The organism is Streptomyces sp. LN549, from assembly GCF_043203805.1.
Classification (GTDB): domain Bacteria; phylum Actinomycetota; class Actinomycetes; order Streptomycetales; family Streptomycetaceae; genus Streptomyces.
Window position 1 is genome coordinate 1,211,845 of the sequence record NZ_JAZHRI010000002.1, and the last position, 19,405, is coordinate 1,231,249.

23 protein-coding genes and 1 pseudogene are annotated in these 19,405 nt (G+C 71.4%); 13 read left to right on the forward strand and 11 right to left on the reverse strand.

Translation table 11 applies throughout. From position 1 onward, the window contains the following. Positions 1–29: 29 nt before the first annotated feature. The 5 genes from SH922_RS05400 to SH922_RS05420 all read right to left on the reverse strand — a co-directional run bounded on the left by SH922_RS05400 (position 30) and on the right by SH922_RS05420 (position 5,123). Entirely contained in the window at positions 30–989 is a 960-nt protein-coding gene (locus SH922_RS05400) for a DUF4862 family protein (protein WP_393055223.1), read from the reverse strand. 394 nt (positions 990–1,383) lie between these two features. After that, positions 1,384–2,541: an acetyl-CoA C-acetyltransferase gene (locus SH922_RS05405; RefSeq protein WP_393055225.1), complete on the reverse strand. Its 1,158-nt coding sequence runs from the start codon at positions 2,539–2,541 to the stop codon at positions 1,384–1,386. 34 nt (positions 2,542–2,575) lie between these two features. Continuing rightward, positions 2,576–3,169, reverse strand: a complete 594-nt coding sequence (locus tag SH922_RS05410) for a TetR/AcrR family transcriptional regulator (RefSeq protein WP_393063472.1) — start codon at positions 3,167–3,169, stop codon at positions 2,576–2,578. A gap of 5 nt (positions 3,170–3,174) precedes the next feature. Continuing rightward, complete coding sequence (locus SH922_RS05415; protein ID WP_393055227.1) at positions 3,175–3,960, reverse strand: SDR family oxidoreductase; 786 nt, start codon at positions 3,958–3,960, stop codon at positions 3,175–3,177. Continuing rightward, positions 3,957–5,123, reverse strand: a complete 1,167-nt coding sequence (locus SH922_RS05420; RefSeq protein WP_393055228.1) for an acyl-CoA dehydrogenase family protein — start codon at positions 5,121–5,123, stop codon at positions 3,957–3,959. Before SH922_RS05420 ends, SH922_RS05415 begins: the two co-directional genes overlap by 4 nt. Positions 5,124–5,169: 46 nt before the next feature. Here SH922_RS05420 and SH922_RS05425 point away from each other — a divergent pair, with 46 nt between their 5' ends. Genes SH922_RS05425 through SH922_RS05445 form a run of 5 tightly spaced genes read left to right on the forward strand, consistent with a single transcriptional unit; the run spans position 5,170 to position 10,101 of the window. Next, on the forward strand, positions 5,170–6,018 hold the full coding sequence (locus SH922_RS05425; protein ID WP_393055230.1) for an enoyl-CoA hydratase: 849 nt from the start codon (positions 5,170–5,172) through the stop codon (positions 6,016–6,018). Further along, positions 6,018–7,193: an acyl-CoA dehydrogenase family protein gene (locus SH922_RS05430; RefSeq protein ID WP_393055232.1), complete on the forward strand. Its 1,176-nt coding sequence runs from the start codon at positions 6,018–6,020 to the stop codon at positions 7,191–7,193. Before SH922_RS05425 ends, SH922_RS05430 begins: the two co-directional genes overlap by 1 nt. Next, the gene (locus SH922_RS05435; protein ID WP_393055234.1) at positions 7,193–8,179 is read left to right on the forward strand and encodes an acyl-CoA dehydrogenase family protein; all 987 of its coding nucleotides are present in this window, start codon (positions 7,193–7,195) and stop codon (positions 8,177–8,179) included. The genes SH922_RS05430 and SH922_RS05435 overlap by 1 nt, the downstream gene beginning before the upstream one ends. A 24-nt stretch (positions 8,180–8,203) precedes the next feature. Next, positions 8,204–9,277 (forward strand): acyl-CoA dehydrogenase family protein, encoded by a 1,074-nt coding sequence (locus tag SH922_RS05440; protein ID WP_393055236.1) that lies wholly within the window; start codon positions 8,204–8,206, stop codon positions 9,275–9,277. Between the two features lie 35 nt (positions 9,278–9,312). Next, the gene (locus tag SH922_RS05445; protein WP_393055237.1) at positions 9,313–10,101 is read left to right on the forward strand and encodes an SDR family oxidoreductase; all 789 of its coding nucleotides are present in this window, start codon (positions 9,313–9,315) and stop codon (positions 10,099–10,101) included. A 103-nt stretch (positions 10,102–10,204) separates the two neighbouring features. Here the strand turns inward: SH922_RS05445 and SH922_RS05450 are convergent, their stop codons facing one another. Both SH922_RS05450 and SH922_RS05455 read right to left on the reverse strand, forming a co-directional pair. Continuing rightward, entirely contained in the window at positions 10,205–10,336 is a 132-nt protein-coding gene (locus SH922_RS05450) for a hypothetical protein (protein WP_393063473.1), read from the reverse strand. Between the two features lie 83 nt (positions 10,337–10,419). Then, positions 10,420–10,575: pseudogene (locus SH922_RS05455) on the reverse strand (flavin-dependent monooxygenase); the annotation flags it as partial. A gap of 175 nt (positions 10,576–10,750) precedes the next feature. Between SH922_RS05455 and SH922_RS05460 the strand changes: the two are divergent. Beyond that, a complete protein-coding gene (locus SH922_RS05460; RefSeq protein WP_393055239.1) occupies positions 10,751–12,916 on the forward strand; it encodes a prolyl oligopeptidase family serine peptidase in 2,166 nt (721 codons plus the stop codon). Between the two features lie 73 nt (positions 12,917–12,989). Continuing rightward, positions 12,990–13,445: a Rieske (2Fe-2S) protein gene (locus tag SH922_RS05465; RefSeq protein WP_393055241.1), complete on the forward strand. Its 456-nt coding sequence runs from the start codon at positions 12,990–12,992 to the stop codon at positions 13,443–13,445. A 30-nt stretch (positions 13,446–13,475) separates the two neighbouring features. On the opposite strand, the gene SH922_RS05470 is transcribed toward SH922_RS05465, so the two are convergent. Continuing rightward, a complete protein-coding gene (locus tag SH922_RS05470; protein WP_393055243.1) occupies positions 13,476–14,126 on the reverse strand; it encodes a cysteine hydrolase in 651 nt (216 codons plus the stop codon). Between the two features lie 112 nt (positions 14,127–14,238). On the opposite strand from SH922_RS05470, the gene SH922_RS05475 reads away from it, so the two are divergent. The 4 genes from SH922_RS05475 to SH922_RS05490 all read left to right on the forward strand — a co-directional run bounded on the left by SH922_RS05475 (position 14,239) and on the right by SH922_RS05490 (position 16,575). Beyond that, entirely contained in the window at positions 14,239–14,715 is a 477-nt protein-coding gene (locus SH922_RS05475; protein WP_393055245.1) for a pyridoxamine 5'-phosphate oxidase family protein, read from the forward strand. A 290-nt stretch (positions 14,716–15,005) separates the two neighbouring features. Beyond that, complete coding sequence (locus SH922_RS05480) at positions 15,006–15,617, forward strand: TetR/AcrR family transcriptional regulator (protein ID WP_393055247.1); 612 nt, start codon at positions 15,006–15,008, stop codon at positions 15,615–15,617. 49 nt (positions 15,618–15,666) lie between these two features. Continuing rightward, on the forward strand, positions 15,667–16,338 hold the full coding sequence (locus SH922_RS05485) for an enoyl-CoA hydratase-related protein (RefSeq protein WP_393055249.1): 672 nt from the start codon (positions 15,667–15,669) through the stop codon (positions 16,336–16,338). A gap of 99 nt (positions 16,339–16,437) precedes the next feature. Continuing rightward, positions 16,438–16,575 carry a hypothetical protein gene (locus SH922_RS05490; protein WP_393055251.1) on the forward strand — a complete coding sequence of 46 codons (138 nt, stop codon included), beginning with the start codon at positions 16,438–16,440 and terminating at the stop codon, positions 16,573–16,575. A gap of 125 nt (positions 16,576–16,700) precedes the next feature. Here the strand turns inward: SH922_RS05490 and SH922_RS05495 are convergent, their stop codons facing one another. Beyond that, the gene (locus tag SH922_RS05495; protein ID WP_393055253.1) at positions 16,701–16,892 is read right to left on the reverse strand and encodes a hypothetical protein; all 192 of its coding nucleotides are present in this window, start codon (positions 16,890–16,892) and stop codon (positions 16,701–16,703) included. A 33-nt stretch (positions 16,893–16,925) separates the two neighbouring features. On the opposite strand from SH922_RS05495, the gene SH922_RS05500 reads away from it, so the two are divergent. After that, positions 16,926–17,411: a pyridoxamine 5'-phosphate oxidase family protein gene (locus tag SH922_RS05500; protein WP_393055255.1), complete on the forward strand. Its 486-nt coding sequence runs from the start codon at positions 16,926–16,928 to the stop codon at positions 17,409–17,411. A gap of 104 nt (positions 17,412–17,515) precedes the next feature. Here the strand turns inward: SH922_RS05500 and SH922_RS05505 are convergent, their stop codons facing one another. Next, positions 17,516–17,746 (reverse strand): hypothetical protein, encoded by a 231-nt coding sequence (locus SH922_RS05505; protein WP_393055257.1) that lies wholly within the window; start codon positions 17,744–17,746, stop codon positions 17,516–17,518. Positions 17,747–17,869: 123 nt separating this feature from the next. Here SH922_RS05505 and SH922_RS05510 point away from each other — a divergent pair, with 123 nt between their 5' ends. Beyond that, the gene (locus SH922_RS05510; RefSeq protein ID WP_393055259.1) at positions 17,870–18,373 is read left to right on the forward strand and encodes a DUF4265 domain-containing protein; all 504 of its coding nucleotides are present in this window, start codon (positions 17,870–17,872) and stop codon (positions 18,371–18,373) included. Positions 18,374–18,454: 81 nt separating this feature from the next. On the opposite strand, the gene SH922_RS05515 is transcribed toward SH922_RS05510, so the two are convergent. Then, positions 18,455–19,378, reverse strand: coding sequence for a LysR family transcriptional regulator (locus tag SH922_RS05515; protein ID WP_393055261.1), 924 nt, complete (start codon positions 19,376–19,378; stop codon positions 18,455–18,457). Positions 19,379–19,405: the final 27 nt, after the last annotated feature.

The following is a 19,405-nucleotide window of genomic DNA, read 5'->3' on the forward strand; positions in this document are numbered from 1 at the left end:
CGGGACTCATGGTCCCGGCCCGGCGGAGCTCAGGGGCGCGCGGTGGTCCCGGCCGGCGCGGGCGCGGCCCCGCACTCGGACAGGAGCCGCATGACGTGGCCCACCTTCGTGAGCCGCTCGTCGACTGTGGCATCGCCGGGAACCTGGATCTTCGCCCCCGCGTAGGAGAACGCGCCCTCGGCCGCGCGGAGACAACGGCGCACTTCGTCGGCGCCCATGAGGGATGTGGGCTCGTCCTCGGTGAGGGGCAGGTGCGCGTCCGCCCACGGTCCCCCGAACTCGTTCGCGGTCGGGCCTGCGCCGGAGAACATGACGCCCTCCAGCAGGCCCTCGGAGGCCAGCCGGCCGATCTGGGCGAGCGGTCGGCCCGGGTCCTGCGCCTCGATCGCCGAACGGCCCCAGTTGATGGTGATACCGATCCCCCCTGCGCGCGCGAGGGCGATTTCGTCCTCCAGCGGCAGGAACCGCTTCTCTCCCGGGACGGCCGGCGCGTACGCGTCGCAGTGCTCCAGGACGAGCCGGGTGGACCAGCCGCCCGCGGCGGGAACGCTCGCCGCGATCTCGTCGAGAGAACGAGCGAACATCTCTCCCACGGCGGTCGCCGAGGGCGCGGTGTGGATGTGGATGGCGGAGACCGACTGCTCGCCGGTGAGCTGGTTCAGCTCTTCGGCGGCGATGCGAGCCTCGCGGAGGAATCCGAGCGCGGCCCGCCGGCCGTCGTGGTCCCCTGAGGCGAGCCCGAAGACACCCGTGGCCCCTACGCGCACCATCGTGCCGGGAATCAGGGTGATCACTGAACGGGTGAAGCGCCCGCGCATCTGAGCGGCCAGCCAACGCACGTCCTCACCGAGGCCGTCGCGGAACGGGATCTCCAGCCCGTCAGCGATCCCCCGGCCGGCGAGCCCGTCGTAGAAGTCTTCCTGGTCGGCACGCAGGGAGGGCAAAGCCGCATACGCCCCCACCAGTGCGGCAGGCAGTTCTGTGTTCATGATGTCGGGTCTCCCATACTGATGCGTCGCGGGCGTCGCCCGGTGCCGTCGACGCGGGCACCGTGATGATCGACGGTCATGAGGTCGTCGCGCCGGGCGCCCTGCCGATGGGGGCGCAGCGAGCCGCGCAAGGCTCCACGGCGCGAGCGCCCTGAAGCTCCGCTGCGGCCACTCTGCCTCCTTCGGTTCTCCGGTCCAGGGGCGAGCCTATCGAAGATCAGACGTCAGATGTCGGGGATGGACTCTCGGCGTCGATGCCCCTCGGCAGCCGCCCCTGCCCGGGCGACCGGCCGGCACGGGGAGGGTCCCGATAGCGGTCGCCGGTGGCCCGCCCTGCTACGAGTCCACCGGGTAACGGTTTCCGGGCCCGGCGTTGAGCTTCCGGGCGCCGCGTTCAGAGGCGCTCGATGATGGTGACGTTGGCCTGGCCGCCGCCCTCGCACATGGTCTGCAGACCGTACCGGCCGCCGGTGCGCTCCAGTTCGTGGAGGAGCGTCGTCATCAGCTTGGTTCCGGTCGCGCCCAGCGGGTGGCCGAGCGCGATGGCACCGCCGTTGACGTTGACCTTGTCCGGGTCGGCGCCGGTCTCCTTCAGCCAGGCCAGCACGACCGGGGCGAACGCCTCGTTGATCTCCACCAGGTCGATGTCGCCGATGGACATGCCGGCCTTCTTCAGGGCGTACGCCGTCGCCGGGATCGGTGCCGAGAGCATGCGAATCGGGTCCTCGCCGCGCACGGAGAGGTGGTGGATGCGGGCCCGAGGGGTGAGGCCGTGTTCGGCGACGGCCCGTTCGGAGGCGATGAGCATCGCGGAGGCGCCGTCGGAGACCTGTGAGGAGACCCCGGCGGTGAGCCGGCCACCCTCGACGACCGGTTTGAGGCCGGCCATCTTCTCCAGCGAGGTGTCGCGGCGCGGCCCCTCGTCCACCGTCACGTCGCCGTACGCGACGGTCTCGCGGGTGAAGCGGCCCTCATCGATGGCGCGCACGGCCCGCTGGTGGGAGCGGAGTGCGAAGTGCTCCATGTCCTCACGGGAGATGCCCCACTTCTCGGCGATGAGTTCGGCGCCGTGGAACTGGTTGACGGGCGCGTCGCCGTAACGGGCGCGCCAGCCGACGGAGCCCGCGTAGGGGCCGTCGGTGAGACCGAGCGGTTCGGCGGCCTGGCGGCTGGCGAAAGCGATCGGGATCATCGACATGTTCTGGGTGCCGCCGGCGACGACCAGGTCCTGGGTGCCGGACAGGACGCCCTGGGCTGCGAAGTGGACGGCCTGCTGGGAAGAGCCGCACTGCCGGTCGACGGTGGTGCCGGGCACTTCCTCGGGGAGGCCCGCGGCAAGCCATGCGGTGCGGGCGATGTCCCCGGCCTGGGGCCCGACGGTGTCCAGGCAGCCGAAGACGACGTCTTCCACCGCGGCCGGGTCGACCCCGGTGCGCTCGACCAGCGCCTTGATGACGTGGGCCCCGAGGTCGGCGGGGTGGACGGCGGACAGCCCGCCCTTGCGCCGGCAGACCGGGGTGCGTACCGCTTCGACGATGTAGGCATCGGCCATGACTGCTCCTTGGATACGAGGTGGTGACGATGCGTCAGGTGCGGGTGGTGATGCCCGCGAGGACCATGGACAGGTACTGACGGGCGATCTCCTCCGGGCTGTGGGTTCCGCCGGGTCGGTACCAGGAGGCGGCCACCCAGACGGTGTCGCGGACGAACCGGTAGACGAGCCGGACGTCGAGGTCGCTGCGGAAGTCCTGCTCGGCGACACCGCGTTCCAGCGTGCGCAGCCAGACGCCCTCGAACATCAGCTGGGAGTCTGCGAGATGGGCGAAACGCGGCTGGGCGGAGAGGTGCTTGGACTCCTTCTGGTAGATGGCGACCGCGGGCCCGTGCCGGTCGATCTGCCGGAAGGACTGGATGACGAGCGCCCCGATGGTCTCCCGGGGTCCGAGCCCGGCGGCGAGCACCGTGTCGTAGCACGCCCACAGCTCGTCCAGGAAAGCGGTGAGGATCTCGTCCAGCATCGCCTCCTTGGAGTCGAAGTGGTAGTACAGGCTGCCCGCGAGCATCCCGGCGGCGTCCGCGATGCGGCGGACGGTCGTGGCGTTGTAGCCCTGGGCCGCGAACACCCCGGCAGCGGTCGCGAGGAGTTCGGCACGTCGCTCGGCGTTGGGGTTCGGGGTGATCGCGTTCACGCCCTCTGACTGCTGACGGAGACGGTCTCCCCGGTCATGTACGAGGAGTAGCCGCTGGCCAGGAAGACGATGACGTTGGCGATCTCCCAGGGCTCGGCGTACCGGCCGAAGGCCTCGCGTTCGGTGAGTTCGGCCAGGAGCTCGGGGGTGGTGACCTTCACCAGGTGCGGGTGCATGGCCAGGCTCGGGGCGACGGCGTTGACGCGTACACCGAAGTCGGCGGCCTCCAGTGCGGCGCACCGGGTGAGGGCCATGACACCGGCCTTCGCCGCGGCGTAGTGGGCCTGGCCACGCTGAGCCCGCCAGCCGATGACGGAGGCGTTGTTGACGATGATGCCGCCCGGTGCGCGGTCCTTGAAGTGGCGCAGGGCAGTACGGGTGCAGCGGAAGGTGCCGTTCAGGGTGACGTCGAGGACCTTCGACCACTGGTCGTCGGTCATGTCGACGAGGTCGGCGGTGCCGCCGAGCCCGGCGTTGTTGACGACGATGTCGAGGCCTCCGTGGCGCTCCGCGGCACGTGCGAACAGGGCGTCGACCTGTCGCTGGTCGGTGACGTCACAGGGCAGTGCGGCGACGTTGTCCGCGCCGAACTCGTCCGCGAGAGCGGCGGCGCTCTCCTTCAGGCGGCGTTCGTGGGCGTCGCCGATGACGATCCGGGCGCCCTCCTCCAGGAACTTGCGGGCGGTCGCTCCGCCGATCCCGGCGCCCGCGGCGGCGGTGATCACCGCGGTGCGTCCGGCCAGGAGGGAGTGGCCCGGTACATAGGGCGGCTGCGGGGTCACGGGCGGATCTCCTTGGGCAGGCCGAGGACGCGCTCGGCGATGATGTTGCGCTGGATCTCGTTGGATCCGGCGTAGATGGTGTCGGAGCGGGAGAACAGGAAAAGCCGCTGCCAGTCGTCGAGTTCGTAAGGAGCTTCGGGGGCGGTCATGCCGCCGGCACCCAGGACGCTCATGGCGAGTTCGCCGAGTTCCCGGTGCCAGGTGGCCCAGACGATCTTCCCGATGGACGCCTCGGGACCGGGTGCGCCGGCCGCGACACCGTCGAGCATGCGCAGGGCGTTGCACCGGATGGTCTCAACACCCGTCCAGGCGCGGGCGAGCCGGTCGCGGATCAGCGGGTCGTCGGCGGCGCCGTTGCGCCGGGCCAGACCGATCAGGGTTTCCAGCTCGCGCCGGAAGCCGACCTGCTGGCCGAGGGTGGAGACGCCGCGTTCGAACCCGAGGGTGGCCATGGCGACCCGCCAGCCGTCGCCGGGTTCGCCGACGATGTGCGCGGCGCGGGTGCGGGCGCCGTCGAAGAAGACCTCGTTGAATTCGGAGGTGCCGGTCAGCTGCTGGATGGGCCGTATCTCCACGCCGGGCTGGTCGAGCGGGACCAGGAGGTAGGACAGGCCCGCGTGGCGGGTGGAGCCCGCCTCGGTGCGGGCGACGACGAAGCACCACTGGGCGTCGTGGGCCAGTGACGTCCAGATCTTCTGCCCGGTGACCACCCAGTCCTCGCCGTCCCGCTCGGCGCGGGTCCGCACGTTCGCCAGGTCGGACCCGGCGTCCGGTTCGCTGTAGCCCTGGCACCACAGTTCCTCGACCGCGACGATCGGCGGCAGGAAGCGGGCCCGCTGCTCGGGTGTACCGAAGGCCACCAGGGTCGGGCCGAGCAGCTGCTCCCCGATGTGGTTGACCCGGGCGGGGGCGTCGGCCAGGGCGTACTCCTCGTGGAAGGCGACCTGCTGCTCGATGGTCGCGCCCCGGCCCCCGTGCTCCTCGGGCCAGCCCACGCAGGTCCAGCCTTCGGCCGCCATGTGCCTTTCCCAGACCAGCCGTTCGGCGAAGGCCTCGTGCTCACGTCCGGGTCCGCCGCGGCCGCGAAGGCCCGCGAAGGCACCGGTGAGATGGGCGGCCAGCCAGCCGCGGATCTCGGTGCGGAACTCCTCGACGCTGCTCATGGGGGTACGTTAATCTATCAAACACTTGTTAGGGAAGGAGGGGCCGATGTCTGCTGCCCATGACGAACCGGTGCGCTACGAGAAGCAGGGCCCGGTCGCGACGGTGACCATGAACCGGCCGGACTACCGCAACGCGCAGAACTCCGCGATGACCTACGCCCTGGACCGGGCGTTCTACCGCGCGGCCGACGACAGCGAGGTCAAGACCGTCGTCCTGGCCGGGGCGGGCGAGCATTTCTCCGCCGGCCATGACATCGGCACCCCGGAGCGGGACGCGCATCTGCCGTTCGAGCGCCGGGCGGGGCTCTGGTGGGACCACTCGGACAAGGCGGGCGCGGAGAGCCGCTTCGCCCGCGAGTCCGAGGTGTATCTGGGGATGTGCCGCCGCTGGCGGGAGCTGCCCAAGCCGGTCATCGCGTCCGTGCAGGGCGCGTGCGTGGCGGGCGGTCTGATGCTGGCCTGGGTGTGCGACCTGATCGTGGCCTCGGATGACGCCTTCTTCGCCGATCCCGTGGTCCGGATGGGCATCCCCGGCGTCGAGTACTTCGCCCACCCATGGGTGATGCCGCCACGGATCGCCAAGGAGTTCCTCTTCACCGGTGACCGGATGAGCGCCCGGCGCGCGTACGAGGTCGGCATGGTCAACCGGGTCGTTCCCCGGGCCGAACTGACCGACCGAACTGCGGAGTTGGCGTTGCGCATCGCGGATATGCCGCGTATGGGCCTGGCCCTGACCAAGCGTGCGGTCAACCAGGCCGAGGACCTGCAGGGCATGCACACCGGTATGGACTCGGTGTTCGGCCTGCACCACCTGGCGCACGCGCACAACGCCGAGACCGCACCGGACGCCCTCGGCGGCATGGACATCCGGGCGATGAAGGAGGCGGGCGCCTGATGGACCTCGACTTCGACGCGGCCGACGAGGCGTTCCGTACCGAGGTACGCGACTGGCTGGCCGCTCACGTCCCGGCCAGTCCCCTGCCGTCCCTGGAGACGGCCGAGGGCTTCGCCGCCCACCGGGAGTGGGAGGCCACCCTGTCCGCCGACCGCTGGTCGGTGGTCTCCTGGCCCGAGGAGTTCGGCGGGCGCGGAGGCTCCCTGCTGCGCTGGATGGTCTTCGAGGAGGAGTACTACGCCGCCGGGGCTCCCGGCCGGGTCAGCCAGAACGGCATCAACCTGCTGGCCCCTACCCTCTTCGAGCACGGCACCGCCGAGCAACGGGCCCGGGTCCTGCCCGCGATGGCACGCGGTGAGGTCATCTGGGCGCAGGCCTGGTCCGAGCCGGAGTCCGGCTCGGACCTGGCCTCCCTGAAGTCGACGGCCGTACGGACCGAGGGCGGCTGGCTGATCAGCGGCCAGAAGACCTGGTCCTCCCGGGCAGCCTTCGCCGACCGGGCCTTCGGCCTGTTCCGCAGTGACCCGGACGCGGACCGGCCGCACCGGGGGCTGACCTATCTGATGTTCCCGCTGGACGCCGAGGGTGTCACCGTGCGGCCCATCGGGCGGCTCGACGGGAAGCCCGCCTTCGCCGAACTCTTCCTGGACGAGGTGTTCGTACCGGACGATGACGTCATCGGCGAGCCCGGTCAGGGCTGGCGGGTCGCGATGAGCACCACCGGCAACGAGCGCGGGCTCACCCTGCGCAGCCCGGGCCGCTTCACGGCCGCCGCGGACCGCCTGACCGCCCTGTGGCGCGAGTACGGCGACCCGGCGGACACGGCGCTGCGCGACCGGGTCGCCGACGCGGTGATCGGGGCCCGCGCCTACCGGCTGTTCTCCTACGCGGGGGCCTCCCACGTCCTGCACGGCGAGGGCGGGCCCGCCGGGGCCGCCTCCAGCCTCAACAAGATCTACTGGTCCGAGCTTGACATCGCCCTGCACGAGACGGCGCTCGACCTGCTCGGCCCCTACGGCGAACTCGCCGACCACGCCCCCGAATCGCCGGACCACGGCAGCTGGTCCGAGGGCTACACCTTCTCGCTGGCCGGTCCCGTCTACGCGGGCACCAACGAGATCCAGCGCGACATCATCGCCGAGCGGCTGCTCGGCCTGCCGAAGGGACGCCGCTGATGCGTTTCCTCCTGGACGCCGAGCAGCGGGATTTCGCCCGCTCCCTCGACGGCCTGCTCACCTCCTGCGACACCCCGGCCGCGATACGGTCCTGGGCGGCCGGCGACCACGGCCCGGGAAGGGCCGTCTGGGCCCGGCTGGCCGAGGCCGGGGTGTTCGCACTCTCGGTTCCGGAGAAGCACGACGGATACGGCCCGCTGCCCCTCGAACTCACCCTCGCCTTCGAGGCACTGGGGCGCCACGCCGTCCCCGGCCCCCTGGTCGAGACGGTTGCCGCAGCGGCCCTGCTGGACCGGCTGGGCGACGCCGGTGTCGCAGCCGACAGACTGCCCCAGATCGCCTCGGGCGCATCGGTCGCCTCCCTCTGCCTGACCTCGCTCGGCCCGTACGCCCTGGATGCCGACGCTGCCGACGCGGTGTTCGTGGTGGACGGCGACACCCTGCGCGTCGCCGCCGGACCGGGGCCCGTACAGCCCTCGGCCGACCCAGGGCGTCGGCTGTCGCGGCCGTCGGACGGGACGGTCATCGCCCAGGGCCCCGCGGTGGCCGCGGCCGCCGGACACGCGGCCGATGTGGCCGCACTCGCCACGGCGGCCCAGGCGCTCGGAGTCGGCCGGACCCTGCTGACCCGCACCGTCGCCCACGTCACGCAGCGCACCCAGTTCGGCGTGGCGATCGGCTCCTTCCAGGCGGTCAAGCACCGGCTGGCCGACACCCTGCTGGCCCTGGAGTTCGCCGAACCACTGGTGCACGGCGCCGCGCTGGCACTCGCCGCCGGCGACCGCGGGGCCGGGCGGGACATCGCCGCGGCCAAGGTCACCGCGGGCGAGGCCGCGTACGGGGCGGCACGCACGGCCCTCCAGTTGCACGGCGCGGTGGGCTACACCGACGAACTCGACCTGTCCCTGTGGATCCGCAAGGCCCGGCCGCTGCGCGACGCGTGGGGCACCCCGGCCGCATGCCGGGCCCGCGTCATGGCCACCTGACCGCACGCCGAGGGGAGCAGCCCGATGAGACTGACGCAAGAGCAGGATGAGCTGCGATCGGCCGTACGGTCGCTGCTGACACAGCATCACGACAAGTCCGCCTGGGCTCCGTTGGCCGAGCAGATCGGAGCGGCGGGTCTCGCCGTGCCCGAGGGGTACGGCGGGGCGGGCGGCGGCGCCCGCGACATCCATGTGCTGATGGAGGAGCTGGGCCGGAGCCTGAGCCCGCTGCCGTGTCTGGGCTCCTCCGTGATCACCGTGGGGGCGTTGCTGGCCTCCGGCGACAAGGAGGCGTGCGGGCGACTGCTGCCGGGGCTCGCCGAGGGCACCTCGGTGGGCACCGTGGCCTGGGCGGAGCACGGTTCCTGGGATCAGGCCGCGATACGCGCCGAGGCCGTGCCTCGTCCTGGCGGCGGCTGGGTGGTCTCGGGGGCCAAGGAGCACGTGCTGGACTGGCCGGGCGTCGACGTCCTGCTCGTCGCGGCCCGTACGGCTTGCGGGGTGTCGCTCTTCGAGGTGGCGCCCCACGCCGCCGGGGTGCGCCGGGAACCCGTCGTGACCATGGACGAGACCCGTCGGCAGGCCCGGTGGGTGCTGGACGGCGCCGAGGGGCGCCTGCTGGGCGGGGACGGTGAGGGCGGGCACTATCTGGAGCACGTGCGGGATCTGGCCTGTACGGCTCTCGCCGCGGAGCAGGTCGGCGCGGCCGAGCGCTGTCTGGAGCTCACCGTCGAGTACGCCAGGAAACGGGTCCAGTTCGGCCGGCCCATCGGCTCGTTCCAGGCGGTCAAGCACCGGCTGGCGGACGCCTACGTCCTGGTGGAGTCGGCGCGTTCGGTGGCGCTGGGTGCCGCGTTCGCAGCCGACGAGGACCCGGGCGCGCTGCCGCGGGCGGCAGCCGTCGCGAAGTCCGTCTGCTCCGAGGCGTTCTCGGCGATGGCCGGCGAGATGATCCAGCTGCACGGCGGGATCGGGATCACCTGGGAGCACGACGCGCACCGCTACTTCAAGCGGGCGCACGGGGCGGGCGAGCTGTTCGGGCCCCCCGCCCACCACCGGGCACGGCTCGCCGCCGGGCTCGGCCTGGCCGCCCGATGAGCGGATTCCGGCAGACGGAGAGGAACGTACGACGCATGGGCATCGACAACCCGTTGGACTTCACCGGACAGGTGGTCCTGGTCACCGGCGGCACCAAGGGCATCGGCGCCGCCATCGCCGGGGCGTTCCTCGGCGCCGGGGCGGACGTGCTGGTCTGCGGCCGCAACACCCCTGAGACGCTGCCCACGGCCGGCGGCCGCCAGGCGGTGTTCGTCCCCGCCGATGTGCGCGATCCGGCGGCGGCGTCCTCGCTGGTGGACACAGCGGTGGAACACTTCGGCCGGCTCGACGTACTCGTCAACAACGCGGGCGGCTCCCCCGACGCCGACGCGGCCACCGTCTCGCCGCGTTTCGTGGAGAAGATCGTCGCGCTCAACCTGCTCGCGCCGTTCTATGTGGCGCAGGCGGCCCACCGCGTCATGCGGGCCCAGGAGGGTGGCGGTTCGGTCATCAACATCGGCAGCGTCTCCGGCCAGGACCCGCAGCCCGGCACCGCTGCCTACACCGCCGCCAAGGCCGGGCTGCTGGCCCTCACCAGGGCACTCGCCCTGGAGTGGGCACCGGCGGTCCGGGTCAACCACATCACCACGGGACTGGTCCGCACCGAGAGCGCGGCGGCGGTCTACGGTGCGGACGGCGGGGCGGCGGTGGCGGGCGTCATCCCGATGGCACGGATGGCGGTGCCCGCGGACGTCGCCCACGCCTGTCTGTTCCTCGCGGGCGGCCTGTCCGGATACATCAACGGCGCGGATCTCGCGGTGCACGGGGGCGGGGAGTTCCCCGCACGCTACCTCGCCGCGAAGTCGGGCGCCGGGCAGAGCTGAGCACGCGAAACGGTCCCGGCCCCTCGCGGGGTACGGGACCGTTCTCGCGTACCGCGCGGTCAGACCAGGTTGTCCTCCACCGTCAGGCCGAAGGCTCCGGGGCCTACATGGCGAGGGCCCGCTCCACGTCGTCGGCGACGTGGACGCTGCCCGCGTGGGCGTCGCGCCAGGCACGTTCGACGAGGTTGGCGCGCCGCAGCGCGTTGCCGCCTGCGGTCCTGAAGAGCAGGTCGATCGCAGCGACGGCCCGTTCGGTTCCCGGACCTGGCCGCGCCGGGTGCGCAGCCGCAGCTCCATGGGTATCTCCCGCCCGGCGGAGGCGAGTTCGGACAGCTCGCGCAGGTTGCGGTCCATCTGCAGCACGATCGCGTCGGTGTCGGAAGCGGCGCGCGCGATCGCGACCTGAGCGAAGGGGCCCTCGGCGAAGCTGCCGCCGCCCGGGCTGAGCCGCACCCGCTCCTGATCACTGATCACGGGGTCACTGAGTAACGGAGCACCGCATCGGACACGCCTGTCGCGTGTGGGTGCGGGGCTCAGCCGTGACTCCGCCGGCGTACGCAGGGCTCCCGCCCCACCGGAGCAGAGCCCTGCATCATATGGGGGCGGACCGGGATGGATCGAGCGGATTTCCGCCTGTCATGGTGTCGCCATGAATCCCCCCTTCGACGCACCCGCCGACGCCCACACGGCCGCCGTGGAGCGCTTCCCCGTCCAGTTCGCCCGCACCCGGCGCTTCTCGCTCGGCATCCCCCGGCAGTTCACCGTCTCCCCCGACGGCGAACGGGTGCTCTTCGTCCGGAGCACCTCGGGCACCGACCCGGTGAGCAGGCTCTGGCTGTACGAGAACGGTGCGGAGCGGCTGCTGGCCGATCCCCTCGGGTCCGGGTTCGCGGACGACGCCCCGGGCGAGGTGCCGCCCGAGGAACTGGCCCGCCGCGAGCGGGCCCGCGTGACCTCCTCGGGCGTGGTGTCCTACGCCACCGACGCTGCTGCGAGACTGGTCGCCTTCGCGCTCCAGGGCGTCCTCTGGGTGCTCCGCACCGACGACGGCGCCTCGCGCCGGGTCGCCACGGCCGGACCGGCCGTGGATCCGCGTCCCTCTCCCGACGGCTCCGTGATCGCGTACGTGTCCGACGGCGCGCTGCGGACCGTACGCGCCGACGGGACGGACGACCGGCCGCTCGCCGAACCGGACGGCGAGCACGTCACGTACGGGCTGTCCGACTACGTCTCGCAGGAGTCGATCGGGCGCTCGCGCGGCTACTGGTGGTCCCCTCGGAGCGATGCGCTCCTGGTCGCCCGGGTGGACACGGCCGGGGTCCGGCGCCGGTACATCGCCGACCCTTCTCACCCGGAGCGGCCGCCCCGCGTGGTGGCGTACCCGGCCGCCGGCACGGCGAACGCGAAGGTGTCGATGCACCTGGTGCGGTTGTCCGGCGAGCGGATCGACGTCCGCCTGCCCGGGGAGGCCGGCGAGGGACACCCCGAAGGTGTCTGGACCGACCGGGCGTTCGAGTACGTCGTGGCGGCGGGCTGGGACCATCGCGGGCCGCTCGTCTCCGTACAGACGCGGGACCAACGGTCGGTCCACGTCCTGGAGGTGGACGACGCGTCGGGCGCGACCCGCACCGCGCACCGGACCCATGACCCCGCCTGGGTCGCTTTGCGTCCGGGCACGCCGCTGCGCCTCGCCTCCGGAGGACTCGTCGTCCCCGCGCGGCCGGGCGGCAACACTCAGGGACTGGACATCGACGGCGCCATGACACCGCCGGGCCTGGAGGTCCGCGAGGTGATCGGCACGGCGGACGGGCGGGTGTTCTTCACGGCGGGCGAGGAGCCGACCGAGATCCACGTCTGGTCGTACGCCCCCGGTGGTCCCGACCGGGGTCCCGTACGTGTCAGCAGCGCACCCGGCGTGCACACCGCCGCGGTCGGCGGATCGACGGTGGTCCTCGACAGCAGGACGCCGGACGGACACACGGTGACAGTGCTGCGCACCGGCGCACCGGCGGGCCGGATCGAGATCCTGGCCGAGGAACCACTCGTCACCCCGCGGCCGCTGGTCCTGAGCCTGGGACAACGGGAACTGCGCAGCAGGCTCTATCTGCCGTCGTGGCACCGGCCGGGCGACGGTCCCCTGCCGGTGCTGCTCAGCCCCTACGCCGGCCACGGCATGCAGGTCGTCCTGGAGGTGCGGACCTGGTGGGTCGCGGTCGCCCAGTGGTTCGCCGAGCAGGGGTTCGCGGTGCTGGTCACCGACGGGAGGGGCACGCCGGGGCGTGGCGAGGCGTGGGAGAAGTCGGTGTACGGCGACCGCCTGACGGCCGTCCTGGAGGACCAGACCGACGCATTGCACGCGGCGGCCGCCCGTCACCCGGACCTCGACCTGTCCCGGGTGGCGATGCGCGGCTGGTCGTTCAGCGGGTATCTGGCGGCGGCAGCCGTCCTGCGGCACCCGGAGGTCTTCCACGCGGCGGTGGCCGGTGCGGCCCCCGCCGACCGGCGGCTCTACGACACCCATTGGGAGGAACGCTTCCTGGGCCACCCGGACGTGCAGCCCGAGAACTACACGCGCAATTCACTCCTGGACGAGGCGGGGGCACTGACGCGGCCGCTCATGCTCGTGCACGGTCTTGCCGATGACAATGTGGCCGTGGCGCACACGCTGCGGCTCTCCGCAGCACTGCTCGCCGCGGGCAGGCCGCACACGGTTCTGCCGTTGTCGGGCGCCGGCCACCTGGTCGGCCAGGAGCAGACCGCGAGCAATCTGTTGCTGCTGGAGCGGGATTTCCTGCGGAAGTCCCTGGCGCGTTGAACACCGATCAACGGCTGCGCGTACCTCTGGACGAAGCGTCGGAGCCGAGAACACCGCGGAAGGACATACCAGCATGAGCGCATCGCAGGACCACGAGGTCCGCATCGGACGCCGGGCCGTCGTCACAGCGGCCGGCGCCGTCTCCGTGGCCGCCGTACTGACCGCGTGCGGCGGCTCGGACGAGTCGGCCGGTTCCGGTGTCGTCAAGCAGGCCGATGACGGCGGGGACGGCGGCGGAGGCCCGGTCCTCGCGAAGACCGCCGACATCCCTGAGGGCGGCGGCAAGGTCTTCGCGGAACAGGGGGTCGTGGTGACGCAGCCCGCGGCCGGTGAGTTCAAGGCGTTCTCGTCCAAGTGCACCCACATGGGGTGCGCGGTGTCGAGCGTCTCCGACGGCGCCATCAACTGCCCTTGCCACGGCAGCAAGTTCGACGTGGCAACGGGCGCGGTCACCGCGGGTCCGGCCACCGCACCGCTGCCCGCCGCCGCGATCACGGTCGAGGGCGACTCGATCAGCCTCGCGTCGTAGCAGGCCTCACTGCCTCCCCGGGCCGCCCGTTCACCCACCCGCCCTGGCCCGCCCGCTCAGCCAGCAGCCGAGCAGCTCGTCGGTCGTGGTCACGGTGGCGACCAGGGCAAGGGTGTTGCGGATCATCACGGGGGTGTAGTCGGCGGGCACCCCCGCAATGGCATCGGACGGCACCACCGCGGTGTACCCGCGGTTCACGGCGTCGAAGACCGCGTTGGGAACGGCCACGTTCGCCGATACGCCGGTGACGACGAGGGTGCGACAGCCGAGGTTGCGGAGCAGGGCGTCCACGTCCGACCCCGCTATCGGCGACAGCCCGTGCAGCCTGCGGACGACGAGGTCCTCGTCCGCCACCTCGATGGGCTCGGCGATCCGTACCGCCGTGGTGCCGGAATGCTGCTGTACGGGCAGCCGCCCCGCGGCACGGAAGAGGCGGGCGTTGCTGTTGGCGCCCCGGCCGTCCGGACGGCGTTCGGCCACCGCGTGCAGTACCTGCACGCCTGCCTCGTGGGCGGCGGAGACCAGCCGCGCGACGTTGTGCAGGGCCCCGGATGACCTGGCCTCCTTGGCCAGTTCGGGCAGCGCGCTGCCGGGTCCCACCACACCCTGCTGGCACTCGACCGTCAGCAGGACGGTGGTGGCCGGTTCGACCTGCTCGGCTAGCTGTTCCCTCGACGGCACTGCTGCCCCTCTCGGCGACGGACCGGGCGCGCGAGGCTAACGCCCATTGCGTGATGAAGGAAGAGGCCCCATGATTTCTGACACATAGTCAGCTACCAGGAGGGGGCTTCTCATGGCCGTCAGTCAGCGGCGGGGCCGCCGGATCATGATGACGAACGAGGAGCGGGACGCCTACCTCACCGACCAGCGCACCTGCCGGGTCGCCACCGTCGGCCCGAACGGCCGCCCGCACGTCGGCGCGCTCTGGTTCTGCTGGGACGGAACGTCGCTGTGGCTCTACTCCATCACCCGGAGCCTGCGCTGGTCGCAGCTGGGCCACGACCCGAGGGTCTCCGTGGTCGTCGACGACGGGGTGGAGTACGGGGAGCTGCGCGGCATCGAGCTCTCGGGCGAGGCCGTCTTCGTCGGCGAGGCACCGCGCACCGGCGAACCCTGCCCGGAACTCACTGTTCCCGAGCGGCTGTTCGCCGCGAAGTACTTCGGCATGGAGACGATGCCGCACGACGGCCGGCATGCCTGGATGCGGCTCACGCCCGACGCCGTGACGTCCTGGGACTTCGGCAAACTGGCCGGTCCGACAGGCACATGAGCGCCCGGGAACCGAAGGGCCCCGACGGCCGCACCCGCTGATAGTGAGCTCCGCGGCGACCTCGGCGTTCGACAGGCCGCGGCCGACCAGGGTCAGAACCTCGCGTTCCCGGTGGCGACGCCGTCGGCCACCACCCGACGGGGTGGTGCCGGCGGGTTCGGGCCGTGCCACGAACTCCTCGATGAGACAGCGGGCCGCAACCCTCTTGCATGTTCTATGGCATACCCCATAAGTTACTGACAGGTAGTCCGCTTCGTGGGTCGCATCCTCATGGAAGAGGTGGTGAGCAGATGAGTCCGCGCAGGAGCGAAAGCCGCGACCGGATGATCCTCAGTGCCGCCGCTCTGCTGCGTGAGTACGGGGCGAGCGCGACCAGCATCGATCGGGTGCTCGCGCACAGTGGAGCCCCGCGGGGCTCGGTGTATCACCACTTCCCCGGCGGGCGTGCACAGCTCATCGACGAAGCGGTGGCACTGGCAGGAGACTTCATCGCGGGCCTGATCGACGCCGCCATGCAGGCGGACGATCCGGTGGAGGCCGTCGACGCGTTCTTCGTGCTGTGGCGCGACCGGCTCATGGAGAGCGGCTTCAGGGCCGGCTGCCCGATCGTGGCGGTGGCCGTCGAGACCAACGACGACGCACCACAGCTTGCCCGCTCCGCCGCCGCCGTCTTCGCCCGCTGGCAGGAGGCCCTCGCGGCCCTCCTCGTCCGGCACGGCCTGACCGAGGAACGCAGCCGCCGGCTCGGAGCCTTCATCATCGCCGCGGTCGAAGGCGCAGTGATCATGTGCCGGGCCGAGCAGAGCACCGCCCCGATCGAGGCAGCCGCCGCCGAGATCCATGACCTGCTCCTCCACGCCCTGCGCGACCGCCCCGGAGCAGAACCACGGCCTCGGCAGTAGTCCGAAGCCGCTTCACCCAGTCAGCTCAGCTCAGCTCGAAGGAGTCGCCATGCCCTCGCTCGACCGTCAGGACAACGTCTTCGTCCTCGACCTCGGAGATGGTGAGAACCGCTTTCACCCCGACTGGCTCACCGCCGTCGACGCCGCGCTCGACGAGGTGGAGAAGGCGGAGGGCCCCCGCGCCCTGGTGACCACCGCCACCGGCAAGTTCTACTCCAACGGACTCGACCTGGACTGGCTGTTCGCCCACGCCGACCAGCACCAGGACTACGTCGTCTCCGTCCATGAACTGTTCGCACGGATGCTGTCGCTGCCGGTCACCACGGTGGCCGCGCTGCAGGGGCACACCTTCGCCGCCGGTGCGATGTTCTCCCTCGCCCACGACTTCCGCGTCATGCGCGCCGACCGCGGCTACTGGTGCCTGCCCGAGGCTGACATCAACATCCCGTTCACCCCGGGCATGGCCGCCCTCATCCAGTCCCGGCTGGCCCCGCAGACCGCGCACGAAGCCATGCTCACCGCCCACCGCTACGGCGGGACCGACGCCGCAGCCGCCGGCATCGTCGACCAGGCGGTCACCGAGGACGCCGTGCGCTCCACCGCGATCGAGATCGCCCAGGCACAGGTGAACAAGGCCGGCGACACCCTCGGGACGATCAAGACCCGGATGTACGCCCCGGCCCTGGCCACCCTGCGCGACACCACCGACCCGCTCGGCTGATCAGCACCTCCCGACCGCACCAGCCCCGCGCCCTCGGGACGTATCTACCTCCAGGGGCGCGGGCCGCCGCAGCTGCCTGCCGCAGAGGAGACGGGTCCGATGACCGCCGACACCGCCTGGCACAAGAGCGCGTGCGTCCCGTGCGAGAACAACTGCGGCATCCAGATCCAGACGGACGGCAGCTTCTCCCCCATCGACCGGGACACCGCCATACCCGAGATCGCCGCCCTGCTGTGAACCGCGCGAAGCTCCCACGGCGGCGAATCGATCCTCCACTACGGCGGCGGCGGACAGGACAACCACCTCGGCGTCCCCTCCTCGGGGCTTCACAGCAGAGCTGCGGATCGATGCCGGTCTCGCGTTCAGCGTTGGACGACGTCCTTGCCGACGTCACGTTCGAGCAGTTGCACGTCCAGGCCGCCGGCGGCGCAGCGCTCGGCAGGTTCGCCGGCCACTGTCGAGCGCGGCGCGACTACGGCGGGCGAGTAGACGGCGATTCGGCCGCGGGTGTCGAGAAGGTGGCGTCGTCTCCGTCCCAGGGACAGAGCGGCCACGAGCGGCCGCGCGACAGCAGAGGACGACTAGTCATGGACCCCAAGCAGATCGCACAGGAACTGGCCGACGCCGACGAGCTGTTGAGCCAGGCGTCAATGGCGCGGCTGGCATACAACGGACTCGACGGGCGGCCACGCGTCGTCCCGATCGGGATCTTCTGGACCGGCGACGAGATCGTCATGTCCACCGCGGCCACGGCGCCCAAGGTAGAAGCGCTGTCCGCCCGCCCCGAGGTTGCCCTGACCATCGACGCCGGCGACAGCCCCGGCTCGGCCAAGACGCTGTCGGTGCGCGGCGTCGTGCACCTCAGCATCGTCGACGGGGTGGTTCCGGAGTACCTCGCGGCCGCGCGGAAGAACTTCGACGCCGAGTTCGCGGCCGAGTTCGAGCGGAACTGCCGGGCCATGTACGACCAGATGGCACGTATCGCGGTCGAGCCGCAATGGGCACGGTTCTACGACTTCGGTGCCGGCCGAGTGCCGCAGTTCCTCGCCGACCTCGCCAAGAAGTCGAGCTGACCGCGTCGCCGTGGAGACTTTGAGCGCGCGGACCCTCCAGGTACGAGACCACTGCGCCCTCGAAGCCGTCCTCCGATCACCTGGCCCAAGCCTCACTTCGACGATCACGGAGGACATCCGCATCCGCGTGCGTCGCGCCTGGGCTCAGCTCCCCTCGGCACCTCGATGTCGTAGACCAGCGCATACCTAATGTCCCGGGCCTGGCGTAGGTCGTAGCCCGTCGCGTCCACGATCACCTTGAGTGCTCTGAGGGTGTCGCCACCCAGCATGAACACGCGCGCATCGGCCTGCGCCTCGGCCGGAACCGGCAAGGCACGGTCTCGCCTTGGATCCACGCTCCGCGGGATCCTCGGCAGCCCGCCCTCCCTTTTTCCTGCCCCTGAACACCATCGGTTCCGGTCCGAGGGCAGCCGGACCTTCGTTCGACGTGTGCGGGTGAGTACGCGATCATCTGGACCGTGACCTCTACGACTCCATCCGAGCCCAGCGCTGCCGAGAGCAATCGGATCAAGGTGTGGTATCGATTTGTGCCGCGTGAAGGCTGGCTTCCCCATGACACCGAGGGGCTCTGGGCCACGCGTCTGAGCGGCGACACCGCCAGGGTGGAGAACGTCCCCTTCTTGCAGGACGGGGTGGCCGAGGGCGAGATCGTGCGGTTCGTGACTGACACTGACGGCGTCCACTGGGCGAAGGAACGGGTTGAGGCATCGGGTAACTGCACCATCCGGGTCCTGCCCGTTCCCTCCGGCCCACTGGGGGGAAGTGCTCAGGCTGTGCACGAGCGGCTGTCGCCGTTCGACCTGGGCGGCGAGGTTTTCAGCGAGGAGTTCCCGTTGGTCGCCCTCACCGTGCCGGCCGATGCAGACCTCGGTGGAATCAAGGCGTTGCTCGTCCGCGGTCAGGAGGATGGGTGGTGGCACTTCGAAGTCAGCTGTGTCACCGATGCATGGCGCGACTCGTAGAGCCGGTTCCGCCACTCGGCCATGCTCTCGACTTCGACGCAGCCGCCTCGGACGGCTCGACGGACTGGAGCTCAGGAGAACTCACGAGACGTCGCACAACGGATCGTCCAGCTCCCGCCCCGACTCCCGCAGCGCCGCGACCGCCGCCCGGATCGAAGGACGCCGGTCCGCGTCCGCCCGCCACACCGCGTGGACGTGCCGCCGCATCTTCTGCCGCACCGGCACCAGCCGCACCCCGTCGGGCACCGGTCCGCGGCCCAGCCGGGGCGCGACACAGACACCCATTCCCGCAGCGATCAGGGCGAGTTGGGTGTGGTGCTCGCCGGCGAGGTGGGTGATGCGCGGTTCGATCCCCTTGGAGCGGAGGGTGAACATCAGCCAGTCGTAGCAGAATTCGCCCTCGGGCCAGGACACCCAGTCGTCGTCGGCGAACTCCTCCAGGTCGACCGTGTCCCGCTCCGCGAGTGGATGGCCGGACGGCATGGCGATGTCCGGTGCGTCGTCGAGCAGTTGGGCACGGGCAAGGCCGCCCGGGACCGGCAGCCGCTTGTTGCTCCAGTCCAGCACCACGGCGAGATCGAGGTCGCCTCTGAGTACCGCCCGGATTCCGTCCTCGGGTTCCAGTTCCTGTGTACGCACCCGGAGTTCGGGATGGTCGGCGCGCAGGGCGAGGAGCGTCGCCGGAAAGAGTCCGCGCGCGGCGGTGGGGAACGCGCCCAGCCGGATCTCGCCCACCACCTCGCCCCGTTGGGCCTCGATGTCGGACTGGGCGAGCTCGACCTGCGAGAGGATCCGGGCCGCGTGGTCGGCGAGCAGCTGCCCCGCGTCGGTGAGCCGGATCCCGCGGCCGTTCCTGGCCAGTAGTTGCTGGCCCACTTCCCGCTCCAGTTTCGCCATCTGCTGCGAGACGGCGGACGTGGTGACGTGCAGCCCCTCGGCGGCGCCACTGACCGAACCGAGCCGGGCCAGGGCGTCCAGGGTTCGCAGGCGCTCCAGGTTCAACATGTAAGCAATGCTACGTGGACTTCCACA